The following is a 17,389-nucleotide window of genomic DNA, read 5'->3' as shown; positions in this document are numbered from 1 at the left end:
CCACACAGTATCCGACTGATATGACGATCACACCACCGACCCGAGATCCGGCAGAGGACCCGAACGCGAACTACGACTACCAGAGCGACGACGTCGAGCGACCGGACCTGCTCGCGGACCTCGAGCGGCGCGTCACCGGCGACGTCCGCTTCGATTCCTACTCGCGACAGCTGTACGCGACCGACGCGAGCATCTACGAGGTGACGCCGATCGGCGTCGTCTTCCCGCAGTCGACCGCGGACGTCGCCCGCGTCGTCGAGTACTGTGCCGACCGGGAGATTCCCGTCCTCCCGCGGGGCGGCGGCACCAGCCTCGCGGGCCAGACGGTCAACGAGGCCGTCGTCCTCGATTTCACGACGTACATGGACGACGTCGTCGAGATCGATCCGGACGAGCGACTGGCGACCGCCCAGACGGGGGTCTACCTCGAGTCGCTCAACGAGGAACTCGCCTCTCACGACCTGAAGTTCGCGCCCGACCCCGCCTGGGGCGACAAGAGCGCGCTGGGCGGCGCGATCGGGAACAACTCGACGGGCGCACACTCCCTGCAGTACGGGAAGACCGACGCCTACGTCGAGGAGGTCGAGGTCGTCCTCGCGGACGGCACCGTCACCACCTTCGGCGAGGTCGACGTCGACGACCTGCCCGACCTGGCCGAGGGCGACGACCTCGAGTCGGCGATCTACGCCGAGGTCGCGCGGATCCTCGAGGAGAGAGGTGACCTGGTCGAGGACGTCTATCCCGACCTCAAGCGCAACGTCTCCGGCTACAACTTGGACTGGCTCGTCGAGGACGCCCGCGGGGCCGAACGCGGCGTCGGCGAACCCGACGCCGAGGGCGGCACGGTCAACCTCGCGAAACTGCTCTGTGGCAGCGAGGGGACCCTGGCGATCGTCACCGAGGCGACGGTCTCGCTCGAGCCCGTCCCCGAGGAGAAGAGCATGGCGCTGCTGGCCTACGACAGCGTGCTCGACGCGATGGACGACGTCGAGCCGATCGTCGAACACGACCCCGCGGCCCTCGAGGTGATCGACGACGTGTTGATCGACCTCGCCCGCGAGACGCCAGAGTTCGAGCCGGTCACCGAGATGCTTCCCGACGGGACCGCCGCCGTCCTCGTCGTCGAGTTCTACGCCGACGACGTCGCCGACGGCAAGCGGAAGGTCGCGAACCTGCTTGCCGACCGCTGTCCGGACGTCGATCCGGAAGGGGAGGCAGACGGCGAGGACGACGACGCCCGGACGATCACCGACGCCGACGTCCTGGCGTTCGACGCCCTCGAGGCCTACGATCCCGAGAGCCGCGCGAAGATCTGGAAGCTGCGCAAATCCGGCCTCCCGATCCTGCTCTCGCGGACGACCGACGAGAAACACGTCGCGTTCCTCGAGGACACGGGCATCCCGCCGGCGAACCTCCGGGAGTTCGTCGCGGACTTCCAGACGGTACTCGAGGATCACGACACCTACGCCAGTTTCTACGCCCACGCGGGACCGGGCGTGCTCCACATCCGCCCGCTCGTGAACACGAAGACGGAGGCGGGCCTCGAGGCCATGGAGTCGATCACCGACGACGTGACCGACCTCGTCGTCCAGTACGACGGGTCCGTCTCGGGCGAGCACGGCGACGGCCGGGCCCGTACCCAGTGGAACCGGAAGCTGTACGGCGACGAGATGTGGGAGACGTTCCAGGAACTCAAGTCGGCGTTCGACCCCGACTGGATCCTCAACCCCGGCCAGGTCGTGTTCCGCGAGGGGAACCCGACCGATATGACCGAGAACCACCGGTTCGGCCCCGACTACGAGTTCGACGCCGGCTTCGAGTCGAACCTCGAGTGGCACAACGACAACGGGTTCCAGGGGATGGCCGAACTCTGTCACGGCTGTGGCGGCTGTCGGGGCGAGCAGTCGACGACGGGCGGCGTGATGTGTCCGACCTTCCGCGCGGAGGACGAGGAGATCCTCTCGACGCGGGGCCGGGCCAACGCCCTGCGCCAGGCCATGAGCGGCGACTTGGATCCCGAGGAACAGTTCAGCGACGAGTTCGTCGAGGAAGTGCTCGACCTCTGTATCGGCTGCAAGGGCTGTAAACACGACTGCCCGAGCGGGGTCGACATGGCCAAGATGAAGGCCGAACTCACCTACGAACACCACAAGCGAGCGGGCACCTCGCTGCGGGACCGCATGTTCGCCAACTTCGAGACGCTGGCGAAACTCGGGTCGGCGACCGCGCCGCTCTCGAACTGGGCCACCTCGATCCCCGGCAGCGGCCTCCTCGCCGAGAAACTGCTCGGCATCTCGCGGGAACGGGACCTGCCGACGTTCCGGCGCGACACCTTCGCGAAGCGCGTCGCGGACCACACCCCGGCCGTGCCCGCCGGGGAGGCCGAACGCCGGGTCGTCCTCGTCCCCGACGTCTACACCAACCACGAGTACCCCGAGGCCGGTGAGGCGGCCCTCGAGGTGCTCGAGGCCGCGGGGGTCCACGTTCGGATCGCCGACCCCCGCGACGTCGGCCGGCCCGCCTACTCCAAGGGGATGCTCGACAAGGCCGCCGAGAACGCGGAGGACACGGTCCACGACCTGCTGCCGTACGTCGAGGACGGCTACGACGTGGTGCTGCTCGAGCCCTCCGACGCGGTCATGGTCCAGTCGGACTACCTCGACCTGTTCGACCACGACGAGGTCCGGACGGTCGCCGAGCACACCTACGGCGTCTGCGAGTACCTCGATACGTTCCGCCTGGACGAGCGTCTCGCCTTCGACGCGCCGGCGGACCACCTCGCCTACCACGGCCACTGCCACCAGAAAGCTCACGCGAAGGACCACCACGCGGTCGGCGTCCTCCGCCGGGCCGGCTACGCCGTCGATCCGCTCGACTCGACGTGCTGTGGGATGGCCGGCTCCTTCGGCTACGAGGCCGAACACTACTCGATGAGCAAGGCGATCGGCGAGGTGCTGTACGACCAGGTCGACGACAGCGAGGGCGACCGCGTGGTCGCCCCCGGCGCGTCCTGTCGCACCCAGCTCGAGGATCGACCGGGCGCGACCGAGGAGCCGCCGACCCCGATCGAGGTCGTCGCCGAGGCGCTGGCTGACGGCCGGTAGCGATCCGAAAACACCGGAAACCGCTTTTGCTCGCCCGCGGATCTCAGTTCCGGTTCGAGGGAACCCAGGTCCCGCTGTCGAAGTCGACCGCGTCGTTCCACTTCGCGACCAGCGTCGTCACGGCGAGGTCGCCGCTGATGTTCGTCATCGTCCGCAGGCGGTCGAGGATCGGGTCGACGCCCGCGACGAAGCCGACGATCTCGAGCGGAAGCCCGAGTTGTGTCAGCACGAGCGTCAGCATGATCAGCCCGGTGCCGGGGACGCCGGCCGCGCCGATGGACGCGAGTACGGCGACCGCGACCACTGTCACTTGTTCCCCGATAGTGAGCGAAACGCCGACCAGGTTCGCCGCGAAGATAGCCACGACACCCTGGTAGAGCGCCGTTCCGTCCATGTTGATCGTCGCGCCCAGCGGTAGCGAGAAGCTGTAGACGCTCTCGTCGATGTGGAGGTTGTCGTCGGCGTTTGCCATCGTCACCGGCAGTGTCCCGCTCGAGGAGCGAATCGAGAGGGCGGTGATGAGCGCGTCCTTTCCGCCGACGAGCAGCCCGCGCGGGGATTCTCCGACGAACAGGGCGACGATCCCCGCGAGGTGGACGAGGGCGATGTGAGCGAGCGAGGCGACGAGCAGCGTCAGGATCAACAGCGCGAAGGGGATGATCGCGTCGGTCCCGGCCTGCCCGAAGACCGTCGCCATCAGCGCGAAGACGCCGATAACCCCGTACTCCATGACGCCCCAGACGACCTTGAACATCGCCTCGGAACCGGCTTCGACGACGTCGAAGATCGTTTCGACGCCGTTTTTGACGTCCTCGCTGTCGACCGTTTCCTGAACGAGCGCGAGCGCGAGTCCGAAGACGATCACGAAGAAGATCGTCGGGAGGACGTCGCCCTCGGCCATCGCGCCGAACGGGTTCTCGGGAACGATCCCGAGCAGGACCTCCTGGACGGACGGCGCCTCGGCGGAGTTTGCCTCGGCCTCCTGCCAGCCCTCGAGTCCTTCACCGGGGTTGATCAGGTTCGACACGGCGAGGCCGACGAAGACGGCAAGCGCCGAGGTGATCGCGTACAGGCCGACCACCTGCCCGCCGATCTTCCCGAGGTTACTCGGCGAGAGCCGTCTCGCGCCCATCAACAGCGTGAACACGATGATCGGGATAATGAGCATACTCAACAGATCGACGAAGAGGTCGCCGAGTGGCTCGAGCGCCGTCGCGGGTTCGCCGACGAGCAACCCGAAGATCGAGCCGAGCACGAAGGCGACGCCGATCCGATAGACGATCGGCACGGAGCGATAGCGCGACCAGTAGGTCGCCATGATACCTAACGACATACCTCGAGCAATTAACGGTCGTTTGATAAGCGTTACTATTAGTCAGTATTATCATGAATTACGATATCAGTTCTCGAAGAATCAGTGACAGGAATCAGATCTCCATCGATCGAGTTATGTGCGAAGTACTACATTTACGTGAAAATGACCCGTCGAATTCGGGGAAATACCACAGGTTCCGTTCGTGGTCACGGCCGGTCAGGGGTCCCCCGCGAGCGACGGGTCGACGACAGGACGACCGGTTCCGCGATCGGCAACGGTGAGACGGTCTGCTGTACCGAGTTCCCGGCCCGACCGCAGGCCAGTTCGCGATCGGGCCGGCGATGGCTTCCAGTCGTCCGTATCAGTCCCCGCCGGGCACGGATTCGCCGATCTCGAGGCCGCGGGTCGGGTCCACCCACGATCCGCTGTCGAAGTCGATCGCGTCGTTCCAGTGCGCGACGACCGTCGTCACGGCGAGGTCGCCGGTCACGTTCGTCATCGTCCGCAGGCGATCGAGGATCGGGTCGACGCCGGCCACGAACCCGACCACCTCGAGCGGGAGCCCGAGTTGGGTCAGCACGAGCGTCAGCATGATCAGGCCCGTCCCGGGGACGCCGCCGGCCCCGATGCTCGCGAGCACGGCGATGAGGACGACCGTCACCTGCTCGACGAGCGTCAACTGGACGCCGACGAGGTTCGCGGCGAAGACCGCCACGACTCCCTGGTACATCGCCGTCCCGTCCATGTTGATCGTCGCACCCAGCGGCAGCGAGAAGCCGTAGACCCCCTCGTTGATCCGCAGGTTGTCGTCGGCGTTTGCCATCGTCACGGGCAGTGTCCCGCTCGAGGAGCGGATCGAGAGGGCCGTCACGATCGCGTCTTTCGACCCGACGAGGAAGGCGATCGGCGACTGTCGGGTCAGCGCGATGATGAGCCCGCCGAGGTAGACGACCCCGATATGAACCAGGATCGCGCCGAGCAGGGTCCCGATCAACAGCGCGAACGGGACGAGCGCGTCGATACCGGCCTGGCCGAAGACGGCGGCCATCAGGGCGAAGACGCCGATGACGCCGTACTCCATGATCCCCCAGACGATCTTGAACAGCGCCTCGGTGCCAGCCTCGACGATGTTGAACAGCGACTCGACGCCCGACCGGACCGTCTCGTCCTCGGTTTCCTCCTCGAGCAACAGCAGTGCCAGCCCGAAGACGATCACGAAGAAGATCGCCGCGAGGACGTCACCCTCGGCCATCGCCCCGATCGGGTTCTCCGGGACGATGCCGACGATGACCTCGAGGAAGTCCGGCGTGTCCGCCGGTTCGAACTCGACGTCCTCCGTCAGGGTCAGCCCGGTCCCCGGATTCACCAGGTTCGCCGCCGCGAGCCCGATGCCGACCGCGATCGCCGACATGATCGCGTACAGGGCGATCACCTGTCCGCCGACGCGCCCGAGCGTCGACGGCGAGATCCGCCTGATCCCCATCAACAGGGTGAAGATGACGATCGGAATGACGATCATGGAGAGCAGGCGGACGAAGATGTCGCCCAGCGGCTCGAGTACGGTGACCGGTTCGCCGACGATCAACCCGACGACGGAGCCGAGGACGAACGCCGCACCGATACGGTTCACGATCGGAATCGACCGATACCGTTGCCAGTACGATTTTGTTTCTCTTGTTGCCATGTGACACACCAACTATGAGTTCCATCCCGCAGGTCAAAAAGCCGGGAGACCGTTGACGGGTTCTCGCGGGCGCTCCGATGCATAACGGTGCACTTCGGCGCGTAACACCGTGCTTCTCGGTCGTAACGTGGTCGTACCGTGTGGGGGCCGAACCGTTCGACTGGGGTCCCTTCACGCGAGTCTGGACTCGAGTTCGTCGATGGCTTCGTCGTCGCCGGCCAGCAGCAGGCTGTCCCCGCGCTCGAACGTAAACGACGGCGAAATGTCGGTGACGACCCCGTCGGACCGTTCGACCGCGATGAGGGTGCAGTTCAACTCTGGCAACGGCGTGTCCCGGAGTTCGCGTCCCACGAGGAGGTCGCTCTCGTAGCGGACGATCTTCAACTGGCGGTCGTAGGAGATGATCTCCTCCCGGAGGACGTCGAGCGCGAGCAGGCGGCCGCTGATGTCCGGCAGGTTGAGCACGTAGTCGGCCCCCGCCCTGCGAGCCTTGGCCTCGTTTGCGGAGTCGTTCATCCGCACGACGATGTCCAGTTCCGGTGCCAGTTCGCGGGCGACGAGTACCGAGAGGATCGCTTCGGCGTCGTCCGCGATCGCGATAACGAACGACGACGCCGCTTCGATGCCCGCCCGCCGGAGGACCTCCTCGTCCGTCGCGTTTCCGACGACGTCGACGCCCTCGTCGTCCTCGAGATCGACGACCGTACAGTCGACGGCCGACCCCCGCAGCCGTTCGCTGACCGTCCCACCGACCTCCCCGTAGCCGGCGACGACCACCGAACCGTCACGCCCGTCCTCCGTCCGCGTCCGCCGCTCGAGGTCTTTCAGTTCCGATTCGGGTCCGGCGACGAGAATCGTCAGTTGTTCGTCGATGGGCGTATCCGGTGCCGGCGACGCGACGAACTCGCCGTCCGTCCACAGGCCGACGACGGTGACGCTCCCGTTCTCGATCAGCCCCGTCTCCCCGATGGTCTGTCCGTGAAACGGGCTGTCTTCCGCGATCGTTACCTCGACGAGTGCCAGGTCCTCGCCCAGGCTGGTCACGTCGCTCACCCGTGGGTTGATCTCCGTCTGGACGCGCTCGGCGATCCGCTGGGCCAGCAGGTGCCGCGGCGTCATGACGGCGTCGGCCCCGGCGTAGCGGATCGGCTGCTCGAGCGAGAGGTCTGTACAGAGCACGACGATCTGGATCCACTCGTCGTGTTCCCTGACTGCGAGCACCGCGCTCGCGGCGTGTTCGTCGTCGGTGTCGACGACGACGGAAGCGGCCTCCTCGACCCGGGCTCGCTCGAGAGCCGCTGCCGAGGTGGGATCTCCCTGGATTACGGAGATGCCCGCCTCCTGGAGCTCCAGCACTTGGTCGCGGTTCGCCACGACGACGACGTAGTCGACGCTGCGGGTCTCGAACTCCTCGACGAGTCGTTCCCCGCGGGAGGTGTAGCCACAGACGACGACGTGATCGGTGACTTCCACTTCGCGGGGCACCGCCGGCGACAGCGCTTCCTCGAGGACGGGCTGGAAGACGTAGGGAACGACGATAAACAGGATCAGGAACGTGCTCAGGTCCATCGCGATGACGAAGAGATTGCCGACGGTCGACTCCCAGGGGGAGTCGGAGCCGTATCCGGTTCCGGTAAGCGTCTCGACGACGACCTGGGTCGAGTGAAGATACCGTGGCGACCGCCCCTCGACGACCACCATGAGGTAGTGATACGCCAGCGACGCGAGAAAGGCAAGGACCACGACCCCGGCGACCGTCCTCACTGCCCGCCGTTGCCACCGTTCCATGCCCGATCCGTTCAGATGGGACGCTAATGAACGTTCGGACGATTGGACACGCCGTCACGAGCCGCGAACGCACGGGCCGACGGGAGCGGACCGGCGAAAGACCGTACCCGGGCGCGTCAGGCACGTGACCGGTTCTCGAGGGTGAACGAGCGAGCGAATCAACACCGACTTGTTCCCCCGATTGCGTACGAACTTGTACATAAATGTCCTCTCGTGAATCGTGGGTCTCGAACGTCGGCTTCGTTCTCGCCTCGATCGGCAGCGCGGCCGGTCTCGGGAATATCTGGCGGTTCCCCTGGCTGACCGCCGGCAACGGCGGCAGCGCGTTTCTCGTCGTCTACCTGCTCATCGTCGTCGGCGTCGGCGTCCCGGGACTGCTCGCCGAGTTCGTCCTCGGTCGACGCGGCCGACAGACGCCGATCGGAGCGCTTCGCGCGCTCGTCTCCTCCCGCTGGGGGTCGGCGCTTGGAACGTTCAACGTCCTCACGACGCTCGTGATCCTCTCGTTTTATTCGGTCGTCGGTGGCTGGATCCTCCACTACGCGCTGGTCTCGCCGACCGGGGCGTACTTCGGCCAGCCCCAGCAGTACTTCGGGACCGCCAGTTACGGCCTCCAGGCGGTCGGCTTTCACCTGTTGTTTCTCGGCATCGTCGCCACGATCGTCTTCTTCGGCGTGAGCGGCGGCATCGAACGCGCCTCGAAAGTGATGCTCCCTGCCGTCGTGGTGTTGCTGGTCGCGCTCGCGGGGTGGACCGCGACCCAGCCGAACACCGCCGCAGGCTACGCGTTCTATCTCAGGTTCGACGCCGAATACCTCGCCGCCAACTTCCCGAGTGTACTCGGGCCGGCCGCGGGGCAGGCGCTGTTTACCCTCTCGGTCGGCTCCGGGGCGATGCTGACCTACGCCTCCTATCTCGATGAGAACGCCTCGCTTCCGCGGGATACGCTCGTGATCGCGGTCTCGAACACCTTCATCGGCGTTCTCGCCGGGCTGGTCGTCATTCCGCTGTTGTTCTCCCAGGGCATCGACCCGGGACAGGGCGGGCCAGGCGCGCTGTTCGTCGCGCTCCCCCCTGCGTTCGCGTCGCTACCGGGCGGCACCGTCGTCGCGACGGTCTTCTTCGGGACCGTCCTGCTGGCCGCGGTGACCAGCGGGATCAACCTGCTCGAGACGCCGGTCGCGACGCTCGTCGACGTCTTCGACGTCCCGCGACGGCGGGCGACGCTGCTGGTCTCGGTCCTGCTCGCGGCGACCGGAAGCGGGCTGGCGCTTGCCGGGCCGATTTTCCAGTTCGTCTCGGGTACCCTCGCGGACCTGCTGTTGACCGTCGGCCTGTTCGCGTTCGTCGTGATCGTCGGCTGGCTGCTGGGTCCGGAAGCGCTCGCGGAGTTTCGCGCCGGTAGCGGCCGGTTCGACCCGCTGGCCGAATCGTGGCTGCTGACCGTCAGTTGGGTGTTGCCCGTCGTCGTCCTGTTCTCGCTGACGAACACGCTCGCGTCGCTGGCCGGCGCGTCGCTGGGCCTGGGCGGCCGGGCGGTCGTCGCGGTCGTCGGAGCGATCTGCTGTCGGCTGGCGGTCGCAGTCGCGGTCGGCGCTCGAGACTAACGCGGTAACGCGGCGATCCCCCACCGGCCGCGGCCGCTCCCGTGTCGGTTCACTCCGCGACCGGCAACCGAACGACGAAGACGGCTCCTTCGGGATCGTTGTCCTCGACCCAGACCTCGCCCCCACACCCCTCGACGAGTTGTTGAACCAGGTAGAGCCCGATGCCGCTGCCCTCGCTCTCCAGTCCCTTCTCGCCTTTCCCGAAGATCTCCTCCTTCTGGGAATCCGGAACCCCGGGCCCGTTGTCGGCGATCCGGACCTCGGCAGCCCCGTCACGGACCGCCGCCTCGACGGTCACGGTCGGCACCTCCTTGTCGTTGTGCTGGACGGCATTTTTCAGGAGGTTCCGGAAAACCGCACCCAGCATGTCGTTGCCGATGACCTCGACCGACGGCGGCGACCGTTCGAGCGTGACCGCGGCGTCGGGATACGTCGAGCGGATCTCCGAGAGCTGTTGCTCGAGCGTCGTAGCGAGCGGTACCCGCTCGTTCTCGTCGTCCGTCCGGAGCATGACCTCCGCGAGGTCGCGGGCAGTGGTCGTGAGGTCGATCGCGTTCTCGGCGCTCTCGCGGACGATATCGAGGTGTTCCGCGCCCTCGGCGTCGACGTGGTCTTCGAGCATCTTCGCGTACGCCTGGACGAGCTGGAGGTCGTTCCGGATGTCGTGACGGACCACCTCGTTGAGGATCTCGAGGTTGTCCCGCTGTTCGGCGAGTTCGGCCTCGTACTGCTCGCGCTCGAGTTCGTAACCGACCCGGCTGGCCAGCGCCTCGACGACCGAGCCCTGGATCCCGACGGCGAGGTCCTCCCGTGCACGATCGTCAGCGAAACAGAGTGTCCCGTAGACCTCGTCGTCGACGGCGACGCGGGCGCCGACGTAACACCGGAGGCCGAATCGCTCGACCGCGGGATCCCCGTCCCACCCCTGTTCGGGCGCGTTCTCGAGGACGATCGGTTCGTCGGCCTCGATCGTGCGCCGACAGTAGGTCCTGCCGAGCGGATCGGTCGCTCCCGCCTGAATGTGCCTGTGATTTCCGACCGCGGCGACGATCTCCTGAACGCCGTCCTCGATCCGCGTCACGTAGCCGATCGGGTACTCGAGGTGATCGGCGGCGGTCTCGAGGATCCGCTCGATCGTCGCGGTGACGTCGCAGTCCGGATCGGTTTCGATCGTCTGGACGGCGCTCAGGGCGGCCGCTGCACGTTTCAGTGGCCCGCAGTCCTCGCTCCGCTCGTCGCTCCCCCCACCCGTCCGGTCCGTGGCAGCGGTCGCAATGTGGATCCGGTTGGCGACGACCGCGCCGCGGTTCCGGAGATCGGTCTCACGAACGACCGCCGTCACCGGCGACTCGAGGTCCGTCGCCGAGGGCGAGCCGTCGCTCACGGCGACGATCGCCGGATCGTCGAACGCGTCCGCGAGTCGCGCCGGCCCCGGCGCGTCGTCGTCAGTCGGATCGACCAGCACGCAGTCGACCTCGTCGTTCCCCGCCGTGTCGAGGTTTCCCTCGACGACCCCGTCTTCGACGTCGATCTGCCGGATCCGCCGGGCCGACAGCGCCTCCTTCGTCGGTGGTGGCACGGCCACCCCGACCGCAAGTAACCGAATCTCCCCCATATCACACTCTCGTGACTTATTAAATAAAAACTAGTTTATAGTTCTCATTCGGTGGGACGTTCCCGTGACCGTCGCAATCTCCTGGAGGATCCCGTTCGTTCGACTCCCGTTCCGTGGGGCGACTCCGTGTGGACTCGAGAGCGAACGGACGAGCGGGAACGGCGACCGGGGCCGACGGCTCCGTCCCGTTACGCTTTACCCCCGCCGGACCGAATCGGCCTGCAATGACTGCCCAAACCGTCCAGCAGGGCGACCTCGTGACCGTCATCGGCCTCGAGGTCCACGTCCAGCTGGAGACCGACACGAAGATCTTCTGTGGCTGCTCGACCGAGCCGACCGACGAGCCGAACGAGAACGTCTGTCCCGTCTGTCTCGGCCTGCCCGGCGCGCTCCCGGTACTCAACGAGGGCGCGGTCGAGGCCGCGGTGAAGATCGGCAAGGCGATCGACGCCGACATTCCCGAGGAGACCCGGTTCCACCGGAAGAACTACTACTACCCGGACCTCCCGAAGAACTTCCAGATCACCCAGTACGACGAGCCGATCTGTGCCGACGGCGAACTCGAGATCTCGGTCGAAGGCGACCGCCGCACCGTGGCGATCGAGCGCGCTCACCTCGAGGAAGACCCGGGCAGCCTCCAGCACGTCGGCGGCGGTGGCGGCATCGACACCGCCGAGTACACCCTGGTCGACTACAACCGCGCCGGCACGCCGCTGATGGAGATCGTCACCGCGCCGGACTTCCGCAGCCCCGACGAGGTGCGGGCCTTCCTCGCCGAACTCGAGGAGGTGCTCGAATACCTGGGCGTCTTCGACGCCGAGCGCGACGGCAGCCTGCGTATCGACGCCAACCTCTCGATCATCCCCGAGGAGGAGATCGACGGCGACGCCGAGGAGATCGACGGCGACGCCCTCGAGGCCGCCAACCGAACCGAGGTCAAGAACATCTCGAGTCACAAGGGCGCTCAGAAGGCCCTGGCCTACGAGGAGACCCGGCAGAAAAACGCCATCCAGCGCGGCCGCGCGGTCGAGCAGGAGACCCGACACTGGGACGAGTCCCGCGGCATCACGGTCTCGATGCGCTCGAAGGAAGAGGAGAAGGACTACCGCTACTTCGAGGAGGCCGACCTCCCGCCGCTGCAGGTCTCGGGGTGGAAAGCGGAGATCGCGATCCCGGAACTGCCCCGCGCCCGCCGCCGGCGGTTCCAGGAGGAGTACGGCCTGAGCGAGGAGGCCGCCTCCAAACTCACCTCCACGAAGCAGGTCGCGGACTTCTACGAGGACGTCGCGGGCGAGTTCGACCCCGACCTCGCCGCGACCTGGGTCGCGGACAACCTGCTGGGCGAACTCAACTACCGCGACATGGAAATTACGGAGATGGAGGGCCGACTCGAGGAGGTCACCCGCCTCGTCGAACTCGTCGCGGAAGACGAGATCACGGCGAAGAACGCCCGGGAGACGGTTCTCCGGTCGATGCTCGACGACGGCGCGTCGCCGGACGAGATCGTCGAGGAGGAAGGACTGGGCAAGACCGACGAGGACGAGGTCCAGCAGGCGGTCGTCGAAGCGATCGACGAGAACCCCGGCGCGGTCGAGGACTACGAGTCGGGCGACGACGGCGCGATCAACTTCCTGGTAGGCCAGGTGATGCAAAAGACCGGCGGCAGCGCCGATCCCGGCGACGTCAACCAGTTGCTGCGGGCGGAACTGGAAGGGTAACTCCCGAACGGGAGCAAAGCGAGCGTTCGGCTTTTTGGTCCAGATTGGCTCTTTTGAAACCTTCAGTAGATGATAAGGGGTGCCTGCTGAATACAGAGGATGGGTGCAGTAAACCGATGTTGTTTATTACAAGCACCTTGATATAATTCATCCGCTCAGTAATCGTTCAAGGAGCCCACCTTCGTGTCAGAATTCCCCCTGAACGGATATCAAACGCCAGACCACCACTCTCATACTCGTCACCCGGATAGTAGTAGAAACTGTCTTGTTCTTTTAGACTGGTATTGTCCTCATAGAGGCTGTATTCTATAAGATACTGCTGTCGTTCAGCAATATCTTTACGAACCGTTGGTTCGTCTGGCTCAACATTGATCCGTCCTGAGAACACTCGGGCTTCGCTTCTGGAGAGGTCTCCATCCGTTCGTGAGAAAGCCATTTCGATTGTGTAGGGGTTCTCGGTCTGGTTAAAGACGGTCACAGAGAGCATCGGGGAATCAGAGAACACCTTAGAACATCCAGCAAGCCCCGAACAGAGAGGAATCGTGCCCCAAACGAAGGTACGCCGTTGCATAGGGTATGTATCTCTACAATCAGTAAATACTTTCTGGAGAAAATAAGGAGCAAATATTCCTGTTTTGATTGACCGTTGCTATTGTTGATTAAATTTTGACTCGTGCGACATTCGCGCCCTCTATTCAGCATAGCTACTGAAACCTATCACTAGACAAGGATTTCAACAGCGCCTCCGGATTTTTCGAGAAGTAGGTGCGAGCATCGCGAGCAACCCGACGAGAAAAAGGTGGGAAAACCGACCGGCGGCAGCGCCGATCCCCGCGATGTCAACCAGTTGCTGCGGGCCGAACTGAGCGACTAACGGCGTGCCCGTGGCCTCGAGACCGATCGGTCCGCGCGTCGTTCCGGTTTCCGACCGGAACGGGTAACGACGTATCGTTCCGATACCCCTCGAGTTAATATCGTCAGGCCGATTGGCTGGGACATGGACCGCATCTCGCTGGGCAACGACGAGTTCGAGGGGCACAACAACGCCTACGTGCTCGCGGGCGAGGACACGCTCGCGCTCGTCGACACCGGAATCGCCACGCCGGACGTCCGCGCCGACCTCCGTGACGGACTGGCCGAACGCGGCTACGAGTTCGCCGACGTCGACGACGTCGTTCTCACCCATTTCCACCCCGATCACGCCGGACTGGCCGGCGAGATCCAGGCCGAAAGCGACGCCACGGTGTACGTCCACGAGGCCGACGCCCCGCTCGTCGAGGGAGATTCCGAGGCCCTCGAGGCCCTCGACCGACGCCGACGGGAGTACCTCGAGGACTGGGGCGTCCCCGAGGGCCCCAGGGAGGAACTGCTGGCCTTCCTCGAGGCGGCGGACGGAATCGAGGGCGACCCCGTCGACGCGACGCCGATCGAGGACGGCGACGTCCTCGAGGTCGGCGGCCGCCGCCTCGAGACGGTCCACGCGCCGGGTCACGCGGCCGGACTGTGCTGTTTCGAGATCGACGACGGATCGGAGGCGTTCGTCGGCGACGCCGTCCTCCCCGTCTACACCCCGAACGTCGGCGGCGCGGACGTCCGCGTCGACCGCCCGCTCGCGAAGTACCTCGAGACGCTGCGGACGATCGCTGGCCGGGACTACGACCGCGTCTGGCCCGGCCACCGCGATCCGATCGACGAGCCGACCGACCGCGCGCTGACGATCCTCGCTCACCACCGCGAGCGCACCGAGAAGGTCCTCGACGTGCTCGAGGAGCACGGACCGGCCGACGCCTGGACCGTCAGCGCCCACCTCTTCGGTGACCTCGAGGGGATCCACATCGTCCACGGCCCCGGCGAGGCCTACGCCCACCTCGATCACCTCCGCCACGAGGACGTCGTCGCGCTCGAGGACGGCGAGTACCGCCTGCGGGCCGGAGCCAGGGACGTCGATCTCGACAGCGTCCTGCCGCCGGCGGAAGCGGAAGCCGCGGACTGACAACCGTCCCTTCGAGCGGTCGAACCGACCTCTTGTGTTTCCCGGAATAGTGGAAACCGGACAAGACTTAAGCGCGGAGGGTACCACCCGTCGAACACGATGGCCGACGACCTCACCACCTACGAACTGACCGGCGAGCGACACAGCCCGAAGCGCACGCGGATCGACACCGGCGACGCCGAGTTCGCCGTCGGCAAGGACGTCAATCCCGTCGAGTACTTCCTGGGGGCGATCCTCGGCTGTCTGAACTCGACGGGGACGATGGTCGCCCGCGACATGGGCATCGAGATCGACGACCTGACCGCGACGATCGAAGGCGACATCGACTACGCCAGTTACCGCGGCGAGGGGACCGACGCCCGTCCCGGCCTCCAGGGGCTTACGGTCTCTGTCGCGATCGAATCGGACGCGGACGAGGATCGGCTCGAGGAGTGGCTCGCAGCCGTCGAACGGCGGTGTCCGGTCACCGACAACGTCGTCGAGGAGACGGGGTTGTCGATCGACGTCGAGTCGGCGTAAGCCCCGGGACGGGCGCACCGGTCGACGTTCGGTTGCATCGTTTGGTCCACGATTTTGTAGCTCCGGTTCCAATCCCCGGGCATGGAGTCGACTCCGAGCGTCGTCGTCGTAGGTGGCGGACTGGCCGGACTCGTCGCGGCGCGGCACCTCGCCGGCGGCGGAACCGACGTAACGATACTCGAGCGCGAGGAGACGGTCGGCGGTCGCGTCCGCACGGTCGAACGCGACGGCTACCGGTTCGATCGCGGCTTCCAGGTGCTTTTCACCGGCTACCCCGCCGCGAAGCGGGAACTCGACCTCGAGGCGCTGGACCTGCGCCGGTTCGCGCCGGGGGCCACGATCGCCCGGCCGAACCACCGGTCGACGCTGGCCGACCCGCTTCGGAGCCCGGGCGCGTTACCGGCGACGCTGTTCAACCGGGACGTCTCGCTGGGCGACAAGCTTCGGGTCGCCGGACTCACCCTGTCGCTGCGGGGGACCGACCCCGACGACCTCTTCGAGCGCGAGGAGGGCGACGACGAGTCGATCGCGGAGTACCTTCGGAGCCGCGGCTTCTCCGAGCGGTTCCTCGAGAACTTCATCGGGCCCTTCTACGGCGGGATCACCCTCGACCGGTCGCTGTCGACCTCGAGTCGGGTCTTCGAGTACACCTTCCGGACGCTCGCGTCGGGCGAGACGGTCGTCCCGGCCGCCGGGATGGAGGCGATCCCGTCCCAGTTGGCCGACCGCGCAGTGGGCCAGGGAGCGACGATTCACACCGGCGTCGAGGTGGAGTCCGTGGCCGCCGACGCTTCCGGCACGACGGTCGCGACCGACGACAGCGACTACCGGGTCGACGCGGTCGTCGTCGCGGCCGATCCGCCGAGCGCGCGCGACCTGACCGGCGTCGAGGCGATTCCGACAGCGGGCCGGGCCTGCGTCACCCAGTACTACTCGCTCCCAGACCGGACCGAACTCGAGACGGGGAAGCGACTCCTGTTGAACGCGGCCGACGACGACGGTCCGAACCACGTCGTCCCCCACAGCGAGGTCGCGCCGGAGTACGCCCCCGACGACCGGACGCTCATCAGCGCGACCTACCTCGGCGAGCGCGAGGAGCACGACGACGAACTCGCCGACCGTACCCTCGAGGCGCTTCGGTCGTGGTACCCAGAACGCGCGTTCGACGACCTCGAGGTCGTGCACACGGCACGGGTGCCGTTCGCACAGTTCGACCAGCCGCCGGGATTCCGCGAGGGCCTGCCGGAGCCCCGCGATCCAGACGGAGCCGTCTACCTCGCCGGCGACTACACCCGGTGGTCGTCGATCCAGGGAGCGATGGAGAGCGGTCGACGGGCTGCCGGGGCCGTTCTCGAGGACCTGTCGGCATAACGGTCCCGGGACGCGGCGAGACGCCACCGTTTGCCGCCGCGCTCTCTCCGAGCGCGCACCGATCACCGGGTTCGGTTTCGGGTCGCCGACGTCGTGGTCGCCGCAACTGTCCCGGTCGTTTGGCCTCTTTCTCCCCGTTCGTTCGCCCCTCGAGGTCGCCGATCGGCCGTCGGATTCGAACGCCAGTGATCGAGACCGGCGGCGGAGGTCGGGGCGGCGAAACGCGGGTTTTTTCCGGCCGAACGGGCAGCGGTGTGGCATGATCGACCTCTCGATCGTCCTCGCGCTGGCCGCGCTGGTCCTGTTCGGCGGCTGGGCGGTAGCTGCAGGCGTCGCGACCAGATCGCTCACCCCGGCCAACGCCGTGTTTCTCTCGTACGTGGCGAGCATCGCCGTCGCGGGCGGGTACGTGCTGGTCGCGCGGCGGCCGATCGTCGGCGCACGTACCGACGTCGCCTTCGCGCTGCTGTCGGGGGTTTTCCTCGCGACCGGAACGATCACCTTCTACGCCGGCCTCACCCGCGGAAACATGGCGATCGTCTCGGCGATCGCAGCCCTCTACTTCGTCGTCCCGGCGATCGTCGGCGTCCTCTACTTCGACACATCGCTCGCGCCGACGAACGTCGTCGGGCTGGTGCTGGCGGTGATCGCGGTCGTGCTCGTCGCGTCCTGACT

12 protein-coding genes are annotated in these 17,389 nt (G+C 66.4%); 7 read left to right on the top strand and 5 right to left on the bottom strand.

The features are described from left to right. The first annotated feature begins 20 nt into the window (after positions 1-20). Entirely contained in the window at positions 21-3,104 is a 3,084-nt protein-coding gene (locus BM113_RS02165; protein ID WP_089784940.1) for an FAD-binding and (Fe-S)-binding domain-containing protein, read from the top strand. 43 nt (positions 3,105-3,147) lie between these two features. On the opposite strand, the gene BM113_RS02160 is transcribed toward BM113_RS02165, so the two are convergent. The 3 genes from BM113_RS02160 to BM113_RS02150 form a co-directional block, all read right to left on the bottom strand. Next, entirely contained in the window at positions 3,148-4,422 is a 1,275-nt protein-coding gene (locus BM113_RS02160; protein WP_089784938.1) for a dicarboxylate/amino acid:cation symporter, read from the bottom strand. A gap of 358 nt (positions 4,423-4,780) precedes the next feature. Further along, positions 4,781-6,103: a dicarboxylate/amino acid:cation symporter gene (locus BM113_RS02155; protein WP_089784937.1), complete on the bottom strand. Its 1,323-nt coding sequence runs from the start codon at positions 6,101-6,103 to the stop codon at positions 4,781-4,783. A gap of 171 nt (positions 6,104-6,274) precedes the next feature. Further along, entirely contained in the window at positions 6,275-7,891 is a 1,617-nt protein-coding gene (locus BM113_RS02150; protein ID WP_245757954.1) for a potassium channel family protein, read from the bottom strand. Positions 7,892-8,094: 203 nt separating this feature from the next. Between BM113_RS02150 and BM113_RS02145 the strand changes: the two genes are divergently transcribed. After that, on the top strand, positions 8,095-9,498 hold the full coding sequence (locus tag BM113_RS02145) for a sodium-dependent transporter (RefSeq protein WP_089784935.1): 1,404 nt from the start codon (positions 8,095-8,097) through the stop codon (positions 9,496-9,498). A 49-nt stretch (positions 9,499-9,547) separates the two neighbouring features. Here BM113_RS02145 and BM113_RS02140 read toward each other — a convergent pair whose 3' ends face one another. Next, positions 9,548-11,113 carry a sensor histidine kinase gene (locus tag BM113_RS02140; RefSeq protein ID WP_089784933.1) on the bottom strand — a complete coding sequence of 522 codons (1,566 nt, stop codon included), beginning with the start codon at positions 11,111-11,113 and terminating at the stop codon, positions 9,548-9,550. Between the two features lie 224 nt (positions 11,114-11,337). Here BM113_RS02140 and gatB point away from each other — a divergent pair, with 224 nt between their 5' ends. Next, positions 11,338-12,831 carry an Asp-tRNA(Asn)/Glu-tRNA(Gln) amidotransferase subunit GatB gene (gatB, locus tag BM113_RS02135; protein ID WP_089784932.1) on the top strand — a complete coding sequence of 498 codons (1,494 nt, stop codon included), beginning with the start codon at positions 11,338-11,340 and terminating at the stop codon, positions 12,829-12,831. A 166-nt stretch (positions 12,832-12,997) separates the two neighbouring features. On the opposite strand, the gene BM113_RS02130 is transcribed toward gatB, so the two are convergent. Then, entirely contained in the window at positions 12,998-13,402 is a 405-nt protein-coding gene (locus BM113_RS02130; protein ID WP_218149953.1) for a hypothetical protein, read from the bottom strand. A 426-nt stretch (positions 13,403-13,828) separates the two neighbouring features. On the opposite strand from BM113_RS02130, the gene BM113_RS02125 reads away from it, so the two are divergent. The 4 genes from BM113_RS02125 to BM113_RS02110 all read left to right on the top strand — a co-directional run bounded on the left by BM113_RS02125 (position 13,829) and on the right by BM113_RS02110 (position 17,387). Next, positions 13,829-14,824, top strand: coding sequence for an MBL fold metallo-hydrolase (locus tag BM113_RS02125; RefSeq protein WP_089784930.1), 996 nt, complete (start codon positions 13,829-13,831; stop codon positions 14,822-14,824). Positions 14,825-14,923: 99 nt separating this feature from the next. After that, positions 14,924-15,343: an OsmC family protein gene (locus tag BM113_RS02120; RefSeq protein WP_089784929.1), complete on the top strand. Its 420-nt coding sequence runs from the start codon at positions 14,924-14,926 to the stop codon at positions 15,341-15,343. A gap of 81 nt (positions 15,344-15,424) precedes the next feature. Further along, positions 15,425-16,714 carry an NAD(P)/FAD-dependent oxidoreductase gene (locus BM113_RS02115; protein ID WP_089784928.1) on the top strand — a complete coding sequence of 430 codons (1,290 nt, stop codon included), beginning with the start codon at positions 15,425-15,427 and terminating at the stop codon, positions 16,712-16,714. 259 nt (positions 16,715-16,973) lie between these two features. Further along, positions 16,974-17,387, top strand: coding sequence for an EamA family transporter (locus BM113_RS02110; protein ID WP_089784926.1), 414 nt, complete (start codon positions 16,974-16,976; stop codon positions 17,385-17,387). The last annotated feature ends 2 nt before the right edge of the window (positions 17,388-17,389 follow it).

Source organism: Natronobacterium haloterrestre (assembly GCF_900112205.1).
Classification (GTDB): domain Archaea; phylum Halobacteriota; class Halobacteria; order Halobacteriales; family Natrialbaceae; genus Natronobacterium; species Natronobacterium haloterrestre.
Note: the sequence above shows the minus strand (reverse complement) of the source record. Positions and strands in the feature narration are given on the sequence as shown.

What these genes read in the sequence shown, in the direction of transcription:
- BM113_RS02165 (WP_089784940.1), top strand. Translation starts at nt 21, where the DNA reads ATGACGATCACACCACCGACCCGAGATCCGGCAGAGGACCCGAACGCG.
- BM113_RS02160 (WP_089784938.1), bottom strand. Translation starts at nt 4,422, where the DNA reads ATGGCGACCTACTGGTCGCGCTATCGCTCCGTGCCGATCGTCTATCGG.
- BM113_RS02155 (WP_089784937.1), bottom strand. Translation starts at nt 6,103, where the DNA reads ATGGCAACAAGAGAAACAAAATCGTACTGGCAACGGTATCGGTCGATT.
- BM113_RS02150 (WP_245757954.1), bottom strand. Translation starts at nt 7,891, where the DNA reads ATGGAACGGTGGCAACGGCGGGCAGTGAGGACGGTCGCCGGGGTCGTG.
- BM113_RS02145 (WP_089784935.1), top strand. Translation starts at nt 8,095, where the DNA reads ATGTCCTCTCGTGAATCGTGGGTCTCGAACGTCGGCTTCGTTCTCGCC.
- BM113_RS02140 (WP_089784933.1), bottom strand. Translation starts at nt 11,113, where the DNA reads ATGGGGGAGATTCGGTTACTTGCGGTCGGGGTGGCCGTGCCACCACCG.
- gatB (WP_089784932.1), top strand. Translation starts at nt 11,338, where the DNA reads ATGACTGCCCAAACCGTCCAGCAGGGCGACCTCGTGACCGTCATCGGC.
- BM113_RS02130 (WP_218149953.1), bottom strand. Translation starts at nt 13,402, where the DNA reads ATGCAACGGCGTACCTTCGTTTGGGGCACGATTCCTCTCTGTTCGGGG.
- BM113_RS02125 (WP_089784930.1), top strand. Translation starts at nt 13,829, where the DNA reads ATGGACCGCATCTCGCTGGGCAACGACGAGTTCGAGGGGCACAACAAC.
- BM113_RS02120 (WP_089784929.1), top strand. Translation starts at nt 14,924, where the DNA reads ATGGCCGACGACCTCACCACCTACGAACTGACCGGCGAGCGACACAGC.
- BM113_RS02115 (WP_089784928.1), top strand. Translation starts at nt 15,425, where the DNA reads ATGGAGTCGACTCCGAGCGTCGTCGTCGTAGGTGGCGGACTGGCCGGA.
- BM113_RS02110 (WP_089784926.1), top strand. Translation starts at nt 16,974, where the DNA reads ATGATCGACCTCTCGATCGTCCTCGCGCTGGCCGCGCTGGTCCTGTTC.